Source organism: Streptomyces sp. NPDC054834 (assembly GCF_053611185.1).
In genome coordinates this window covers 199521-207074 of sequence record NZ_JBSGZV010000017.1, presented here as the reverse complement: position 1 = coordinate 207074, position 7554 = coordinate 199521, and the positions used below count along the sequence as shown (strand labels likewise).

The window sequence follows — 7554 nt, the reverse complement described above, 5'->3', positions numbered from 1 at the left end:
GCCCTGCGCCGCAACGTCAACCTCAAGATCCTGCTGTTCAACAACCGGATCTACGGCCTGACCAAGGGCCAGTACTCCCCGACCTCCGAAGTCGGCAAGATCACCAAGTCCACCCCGATGGGCTCCCTCGACGCCCCCTTCAACCCGGTCTCCCTCGCTCTCGGCGCGGAGGCCTCCTTCGTGGCGCGGACGATCGACTCCGACCGCAAGCACCTCACCGAGGTGCTGCGCGCCGCGGCCAACCACCCCGGCACCGCACTGATCGAGATCTACCAGAACTGCAACATCTTCAACGACGGCGCCTTCGACGCCCTGAAGGACAAGCAACAGGCCGAAGAGGCACTGATCCGCCTCGAGGACGGGCAGCCGATCCGCTTCGGTCCCGACGGCAGCCGCGGAGTCGTACGCGACCGGCGGACCGGTGATCTGAAGGTCGTCACCGTGACCCCCGACAACGAGGCCGACGTCCTGGTCCACGACGCCCGGGCGGCCTCCCCGACCACCGCGTTCGCCCTCTCCCGGCTCGCCGACCCCGACACCCTGCACCACACCCCCATCGGTGTCTTCCGGTCCGTGGACCGCCCGGTCTACGACACCCTGATGGCCGACCAGCTGGACACCGCCGTCGAGCAGCGCGGCAAGGGCGACCTGGCCGCCCTGCTGGCCGGCGGCGACACCTGGACGGTCGTCGGCTGACGGCGGCGGTTCCTCAGGAGGCCCGGGTCTGTGCCGCCCGGGCCTCGTCGTATGCGGTGCGCGCCTGCTCCACGTCGTCCATCCGCGCCTGCGTCCACACCGCGAGCCCCCGTACCTGCTCCGCCGCCTCGCGGCCCAGGTCGGTCAGGGAGTAGTCGACGCGCGGCGGGATCACCGGCTTGGCGTCCCGGTGGACCAGGCCGTCGCGTTCCAGGGTCTGGAGGGTCTGGGTGAGCATCTTCTCGCTGACGCCCCGGCCGATCCTGCCGATCTCGCGACGCAGTTCGCTGAAGCGGTAAGAGCGATCCAGGAGGGCGATGAGGACCAGCACGCCCCAGCGGCTGGTGACGTGCTCCAGGACGAGGCGGTAGGGGCACATCGCCTCGCCTGCCGGACCCATTCCACTTATTCCACTTACCGTCATGTCAGTACCTTACTTCAAAGTGGGTACTTTCCAGAAGTTAGTGCAGCTCCTAGGGTGAGTGACGAAGACGCACCCCACAAGGAGATCGCTGAATCATGAGCATCGTCGTCACCGGAGCCACCGGGCACCTCGGCCGCCACGTCGTCGAACAGCTGCTGGAGAAGGTCCCGGCCGAGCAGATCACCGCGGTCGTCCGCACCCCGGAGAAGGCCGCCGACTTCGCGGAGCGCGGTGTACGGATCGCGGTCGCCGACTACAACACCCCGGACACCTTCGACGACCTCTTCGCCGCCGGCGACAAGGTGCTGCTGATCTCGGGCAACGAGTTCGACAAGGGCCGCGTCCAGCAGCACCAGGTCGTCATCGACGCGGCCAAGGCCGCCGGTGTCGCGCTCCTCGCCTACACCAGCGCCCCGGGCACGCTGACCGCCGCGCTCGCCGACGACCACCGCGGCACCGAGAAGGCGCTGCTGGCCTCCGGTCTGCCGTACGCGCTGCTGCGCAACGGCTGGTACCACGAGAACTACACCGAGAACCTCGCCCCGGTGCTGGAGCACAGCGCGGTCGTGCAGGCCGCCGGTGACGGCCGGATCTCCTCCGCCTCCCGCGCCGACTACGCCGCCGCCGCGGCCGCGGTGCTGACCGGCGAGGGGCACGAGAACAAGACGTACGAACTGGGCGGCGACGAGGCGTGGGGCTTCGCCGAGTACGCGGCCGAGCTGAGCCGGCAGACCGGCAAGGAGATCGTCTACAACGCCGTCTCCGCCGAGGCCTACGAGGGCATCCTGGCGGGCGCCGGTCTGCCGGGACCGTTCGCCTCGATCCTGGCGGGCGTGGACGCGTCCATCGAGAAGGGCGAACTGGTCGTCTCCACCGGCGACCTCTCCCGCCTGGCCGGCCGTCCGACCACCCCGCTCGCCGAGGCGATCAGCGCCGCGCTCAAGGGCTGAACTGGCTGGATTCCCCCTGCCCGGAGCCCCCGGGCCTTCGCCCCCCCCGCCTGTCATGACCGTATAGCGATACGGGCATGACAGGCGGGGGTGTTCGGCGCTACCTTCGTCCAGGCGGACAGGACGTACGGAGTGAGCAGGAGGGGCCCGTGGCCGGGGAGTCGAGGGGTGAGCGGCGGACAGGTCTGCTGAACGGCTTCGCGGCGTACGGAATGTGGGGTCTCGTGCCCCTGTTCTGGCCGCTGCTCAAGCCCGCCGGCGCGATGGAGATCCTCGCCCACCGGATGGTGTGGTCCCTCGTCTTCGTTGCCGCCGCGCTGCTGGTCGTACGGCGCTGGGCCTGGGCCGGGGAGCTGCTGCGGCAACCCGGGCGGCTCGGGCTGGTCGCGGTCGCGGCCGGGGTGATCACCGTCAACTGGGGCGTGTACATCTGGGCCGTGAACAGCGGGCACGTGGTCGAGGCCTCGCTGGGCTACTTCATCAACCCGCTGGTCACCATAGCCATGGGCGTGCTGCTCCTGAAGGAACGGCTGCGGCCCGCGCAGTGGCTGGCGGTCGGTGTCGGCTTCGCGGCCGTGGTCGTCCTCACCGTCGGGTACGGGCAGCCGCCGTGGATCTCCCTGTGCCTCGCCTTCTCCTTCGCCACCTACGGGCTGGTGAAGAAGAAGGTCAACCTCGGCGGTGTCGAGTCGCTGGCCGCGGAGACCGCGATCCAGTTCCTGCCCGCGCTCGGCTATCTGCTGTGGCTGACCGCGCACGGCGGCTCCAGCTTCGCGAGCGAGGGCGCCGGGCACGCCGCGCTGCTCGCCTCGACCGGTGCCGTCACCGCGCTGCCGTTGGTCTGCTTCGGGGCGGCCGCGATCCGGGTGCCGCTGTCCACGCTGGGCCTGCTCCAGTATCTGGCGCCCGTCTTCCAGTTCCTGCTGGGCATCCTGTACTTCCACGAGGCCATGCCGCCCGAGCGCTGGGCCGGCTTCGCGCTCGTCTGGCTGGCGCTGGTCCTGCTCACCTGGGACGCGCTGCGCACCGCGCGCCGGACGGCCCGGGCGCTGGCCGTCGCGACCGCCACCGCCGCCGCCGCTGCCGCTGCCGAAGCCGAAGCCGCCATCGCCGCCCCGGTGGACACCGTCGTACGGCAACCGGAGGGCGCTGCTTCCGGCCAGGAACCGGAACCGGCCTCCTGACCGGTCCGGGTCGGCTATAAGTGGTCGCCATGACGCAGACGCCCGCCCCCGCCCCGCTGCACTTCAAACTCGTCGTCGACGCCGCCGACCCGCACGCGCAGGCCGATTTCTGGGCCGCCGCGCTGCACTACGAGGCCGAGGACAACAGCGCGTTCGTCGAGCGGCTGCTGGAGCTCGGCGCGCTGCCCGGCGAGGCCACCGTGGAGTACCACGGCCGCCCGGCCTTCCGGGACCTGATCGCCGTACGGCATCCGGACGACCCGTACGACAAGGAGCGCGGCACCGGGCTCGGGCGGCGGCTGCTGTTCCAGCGCGTACCGGAGGCGAAGACCGGCAAGAACCGGCTGCACCTCGACCTGCACCCGGGCGAGGGCCGGCGCGACGCCGAGGTCGAGCGGCTCGAGGCGCTGGGCGCCCAGGTGCTGCGGCGGGTGAAGGAGCCCGCCGGGGAGTGGGTGGTGATGGCGGACCCCGAGGGGAACGAGTTCTGCGTGCAGTAGGGCGTCTTCTGAGTGCAGTGGGCCGTCTTCCGGGTGCAGTAGGGCGTCAGGCGCCCGCCGCCTTGGCGGCACGGTCCGTCAGGCGGACCATGCGGGTGCGGGCGGACTCCAGCCGCTCCCGGTCGTCGGCCGCCGCGCCCGGCCCGGCGACCAGCTCGGTCCACAGCTCGATCAGGTCCCGCCCCAGACGCAGGCCGTGCTCGGGGTCGCGCACCGCACGCCAGGCGGTGGCCGCGCTCTGGACGTTGCCGTAGGCGGCCTCCGCGTTCCGGGCGCGGTGGTGGAGGCGGGCCAGGTCGAGGGAGAGGCCGAAGGCCCGAAGCGGATCGCCGGCCAGGTAGGCGATGTAGGCGGTCAGTTCGCGCAGCCGGAGCACCTCGGGGTGACCGGCGCCCAGCACGTCCGACGCCTCGACGACGGTGCGCTCGGCGAGTTCCGCCGCCGTCTCGATCCGGCCCTCCTTGACCGCCTCGTTGATCCGCGTCATGGGTTCGGTGAGCAGCGCGGCACCCTCCGCGGTGGCGGTCACCGGGCCGTCGCCGAGGACCGCTTCGGCGACCGCGTCGAAGCCCCGGGCCGGCGTGTGGTGCCGGGTGTCGGGCTCGGGGGCGCGGTCCGGCGCCGGCACAAGGAGCGGGAGCGGCTCGGGCGGGAGCGGGGATGTGTCGCGGCGGGGCGGCTGGGGGGTGGTGGTCCGGGGCGCCTGCGGGACGGTGGTCCGGGGCGGCTGCGGGGTCGCGGTCCGTGCCGCCTGCGGGACGGTGGTCCGTCCGTGCAGTTGCGGCTCACCCGTGAAGCGGCTGGCGCCGTTCACATCCACCTCGAGGGGGACGACGCAGCCGACGCGGTCGTCGTGGACCATGGCGTGCACCGGGTGGCCGAGGCTGATGGCGAGGCGCTGGAGGTGGTTCAGGACGGCCTGCTGGATCTCCTGGCCGGGAGTCGCCATGACCGCCACCCCGCCGACGGAGGCGCTGCCCGAGCCCGAGACGCGCACATCGACCGGGGCCTCCGGGTGCGGGTCGTTCCACAGGTCCCGCTTCTTCTCGAAGCTCAGTCGAGCCATCGGTTTCCTCACTCCCCCGGCCTCACGATCCGGTCGTACGCGTCCCTGCCCCCGAGTGTCGCCGCTACACCCCCGCTCCCGCGTCACCACGACGTCACAGCCTCGCACCAGCCGGCGGCCACTGGACATCTAATTGCACACGCATATAATGCAGATGCCTGTATTTTCGCGGTACGCCGATCATTCTGCGGTACATCGATCACCTGGGGGACCCATGAACCGCCGTTTCCTGTTCGTGCTCGGCAGCGCCCGTGCCGACGGCAACACCGAGCTGCTGGCGCGCACGGCCGCCGAACAGCTGCCCGGGGACGTCGAGCAGCAGTGGATCAGCCTGGCCGAGCACCCGCTGCCCGACTTCGTGGACCTGCGGCGCGACAGCGACCACGTACGGCCGCCCGCCGACACCAACACCGGCCTGCTGCTGGAGGCGACGCTCGCGGCCACGGACATCGTCATCGCCTCGCCGCTGTACTGGTACTCGGTGTCCGGCCTCACCAAGCGCTACCTGGACTACTGGTCCGGCTGGCTGCGTACCCCCGGCATCGACTTCAAGGCCACCCTGGCCGGGCGCACGCTGTGGGGCATAGCCGCGCTCGCCGACCGGGAGCCGTCGGTGGCCGACCCGCTCGCCGACACGCTCAACAACTCGGCCGCGTACCTGGGGATGCGCTTCGGCGGGGTGCTGCTCGGCAACGGCAGCGCGCGCGGGGACGTGCTCAAGGACACCGAGGCGCTGGCCCGGGCGAAGACGTTCTTCACCCGCGAGGCCCCGCTCGCCCGCTTCCCGTACCAGAACCGCTGAGCGCCACCGTCCGCCAGGACGGGTACGTCGCGCATGACGTGTACTAGGCCGTGACGTCCTTCGTCGTGAACCGTGCCCAGGCCGCCGAGCCGAACACCGCCGCGTACAGGGCCTGGAGACCGAGGTTCTTCGCCAGGTCGTCCCAGTAGACCGGATCGCGCATCAGGTCGGCGAAGGACAGCCAGTAGTGGGAGAAGAAGTACGGCTGGAGCGCGTGCAGTTGAGGTATCTGGTCGAGGATCTGGACGGTGATGAGCAGGCCGACCGTGGTCGCCATCGCCGCGATCCCGCTGTTCGTCAGCGTGGAGACGAACAGGCCGAGCGCCGCGACCCCGACCAGTGACGCGGCGACGACCAGGGCGATCAGCAGGGCACGGCCGAGGCCGTCGGCGAAGCTGATCTGCGTGCCCGAGATGGTCGTCAGGTCGCCGAGCGGGAAGAGCAGTGCGCCGATCAGGAGGGCGGAGGCGGCGACCACGAAGGTGGCGACCAGGCAGAAGGCCATGACCGTCGCGTACTTGGTGAGCAGCAGGCGGGTGCGGCCGGCCGGGGCGACCAGAAGGTAGCGCAGGGTTCCGGCGTTGGCCTCGCCGGCGATGGCGTCCCCCGCCACCACGCCGATCGCCATCGGCAGGAAGAACGGGAGCGTCGCCGCCAGCGCCGTGAACACCAGGAACAGGCCGTTGTTGGTGATCTGCGCGATGAACGCCGGGCCTCCGCCCCCGCCGCCCCGGCCGCCGGCCGACGAACCTCCCCCCGTCTCGATCTTCACGGCCACCCCGACCAGCACCGGCACGGCGGCCAGCACCCCGAGCAGCGCGAGCGTGCGCCAGCGCCGGAAGGTGACGGTCAGTTCGTTGCGCAGCAGGCCGAGGGTCCACAGCGGGGTGGGTCGGCGTACGGCCACTGCCTCAGCCACTGCCTCAGCCTGCGACATCGAAGCCCTCCCCTGTCAGCGCCACGAACGCGTCCTCCAGCGAGGCCCGCTCCACTCCGAAGCCGCGTACCCGCACCCCGGCCGTCACCAGCGCCGCGTTCAGCTCGGCGAGCTCACGGTCGGGCGGCTCGCCGCTCACCCGGTCCTCGGCGACGACGACGTCCGTGACCCCCTGCTCCTTCAGCACCCGGGCCGCGTCACCCGGATCCGGCGTGACGACCACCAGCCGCCCGCGCGCCCCGGCCGCGAGGTCGGCCACCGGGCCCTGGGTGATCAGACGGCCCTGGGCCATCACCGCCGCGTGGGTGCACACCTGCTCGATCTCGTCGAGGAGGTGGGAGGAGAGGAACACGGTCGTGCCGTCCGAGGCCAACTCCCGTACCAGGGCGCGTATCTCCCGCATGCCCTGCGGGTCGAGCCCGTTGGTCGGCTCGTCCAGGACGAGCAGCCTGCGCGGCTGGAGCAGTGCGGCGGCCAGACCCAGGCGCTGCTTCATGCCCAGCGAGTAGGCCTTCGCCTTCTTGCCCGCGGCGGCCGTCAGGCCCACCCGGTCCAGTGCTGCCGTGACGCGGGCGCGCCGGGTGCGCGGGTCGGCGGTCGGGTCGGCGGCGTCGTACCGCAGCAGGTTGTCGCGGCCGGAGAGGAAGCCGTACAGGGCCGGTCCCTCGATGAGGGTGCCGACCTGCGGGAGCACGGTGCGCGCGGCCCGGGGCATGGGCCGCCCCAGGACGCGCGCCGTGCCGGAGGTCGGCTCGATCAGGCCCATCAGCATGCGGATGGTGGTGGTCTTCCCGGAGCCGTTCGGACCGAGGAAGCCGAAGACGCTGCCCGCCGGGACGGTCAGGTCGAGACCGTCGACGGCGAGCTGTCCGCCGCGGTAGCGCTTGGTGAGCGCGCGGGTGTGGATGACGCTGTCACCCTCGTCCCGTGCGGCCGGCTCCGTGGCGGACGCTTCGTCCATCGGCTCCCTGTTTCGTCATATGTACGTACATACA

Annotated in this window: 9 protein-coding genes; 5 read left to right on the top strand and 4 right to left on the bottom strand. The window is 71.6% G+C overall.

The genetic code is table 11. From position 1 onward, the window contains the following. A partial coding sequence (locus tag ACWGJM_RS23900) for a thiamine pyrophosphate-dependent enzyme (RefSeq protein WP_453413706.1) occupies nucleotides 1-696 on the top strand: 696 nt, incomplete at its 5' end. A 13-nt stretch (nucleotides 697-709) separates the two neighbouring features. Here ACWGJM_RS23900 and ACWGJM_RS23895 read toward each other — a convergent pair. Continuing rightward, nucleotides 710-1096, bottom strand: a complete 387-nt coding sequence (locus ACWGJM_RS23895) for a winged helix-turn-helix transcriptional regulator (RefSeq protein WP_453413705.1) — start codon at nucleotides 1094-1096, stop codon at nucleotides 710-712. A gap of 119 nt (nucleotides 1097-1215) precedes the next feature. Between ACWGJM_RS23895 and ACWGJM_RS23890 the strand changes: the two genes are divergently transcribed. From ACWGJM_RS23890 to ACWGJM_RS23880, 3 genes are all read left to right on the top strand, one after another. Then, complete coding sequence (locus tag ACWGJM_RS23890) at nucleotides 1216-2070, top strand: SDR family oxidoreductase (RefSeq protein ID WP_453413704.1); 855 nt, start codon at nucleotides 1216-1218, stop codon at nucleotides 2068-2070. A 149-nt stretch (nucleotides 2071-2219) separates the two neighbouring features. Next, complete coding sequence (gene rarD / locus ACWGJM_RS23885; RefSeq protein WP_453413703.1) at nucleotides 2220-3254, top strand: EamA family transporter RarD; 1035 nt, start codon at nucleotides 2220-2222, stop codon at nucleotides 3252-3254. Nucleotides 3255-3283: 29 nt separating this feature from the next. Then, a complete protein-coding gene (locus ACWGJM_RS23880; protein WP_453413702.1) occupies nucleotides 3284-3754 on the top strand; it encodes a VOC family protein in 471 nt (156 codons plus the stop codon). Nucleotides 3755-3800: 46 nt separating this feature from the next. Here ACWGJM_RS23880 and ACWGJM_RS23875 read toward each other — a convergent pair whose 3' ends face one another. After that, on the bottom strand, nucleotides 3801-4820 hold the full coding sequence (locus tag ACWGJM_RS23875; protein ID WP_453413701.1) for a hypothetical protein: 1020 nt from the start codon (nucleotides 4818-4820) through the stop codon (nucleotides 3801-3803). Nucleotides 4821-5034: 214 nt separating this feature from the next. Between ACWGJM_RS23875 and ACWGJM_RS23870 the strand changes: the two genes are divergently transcribed. After that, entirely contained in the window at nucleotides 5035-5622 is a 588-nt protein-coding gene (locus ACWGJM_RS23870) for a flavodoxin family protein (protein WP_453413700.1), read from the top strand. A gap of 43 nt (nucleotides 5623-5665) precedes the next feature. Here the strand turns inward: ACWGJM_RS23870 and ACWGJM_RS23865 are convergent, their stop codons facing one another. Continuing rightward, nucleotides 5666-6559, bottom strand: coding sequence for an ABC transporter permease (locus tag ACWGJM_RS23865; RefSeq protein ID WP_453413699.1), 894 nt, complete (start codon nucleotides 6557-6559; stop codon nucleotides 5666-5668). After that, on the bottom strand, nucleotides 6546-7520 hold the full coding sequence (locus ACWGJM_RS23860) for an ABC transporter ATP-binding protein (protein WP_453413698.1): 975 nt from the start codon (nucleotides 7518-7520) through the stop codon (nucleotides 6546-6548). The genes ACWGJM_RS23865 and ACWGJM_RS23860 overlap by 14 nt, the downstream gene beginning before the upstream one ends. Nucleotides 7521-7554 lie beyond the last annotated feature (34 nt).

Bases quoted from the DNA above. Each gene is read 5' to 3' on its own strand.
- ACWGJM_RS23895 (WP_453413705.1), bottom strand. From the start codon at position 1,096: ATGGGTCCGGCAGGCGAGGCGATGTGCCCCTACCGCCTCGTCCTGGAG.
- ACWGJM_RS23880 (WP_453413702.1), top strand. From the start codon at position 3,284: ATGACGCAGACGCCCGCCCCCGCCCCGCTGCACTTCAAACTCGTCGTC.
- ACWGJM_RS23860 (WP_453413698.1), bottom strand. From the start codon at position 7,520: ATGGACGAAGCGTCCGCCACGGAGCCGGCCGCACGGGACGAGGGTGAC.
- ACWGJM_RS23890 (WP_453413704.1), top strand. From the start codon at position 1,216: ATGAGCATCGTCGTCACCGGAGCCACCGGGCACCTCGGCCGCCACGTC.
- ACWGJM_RS23870 (WP_453413700.1), top strand. From the start codon at position 5,035: ATGAACCGCCGTTTCCTGTTCGTGCTCGGCAGCGCCCGTGCCGACGGC.
- ACWGJM_RS23875 (WP_453413701.1), bottom strand. From the start codon at position 4,820: ATGGCTCGACTGAGCTTCGAGAAGAAGCGGGACCTGTGGAACGACCCG.
- ACWGJM_RS23865 (WP_453413699.1), bottom strand. From the start codon at position 6,559: ATGTCGCAGGCTGAGGCAGTGGCTGAGGCAGTGGCCGTACGCCGACCC.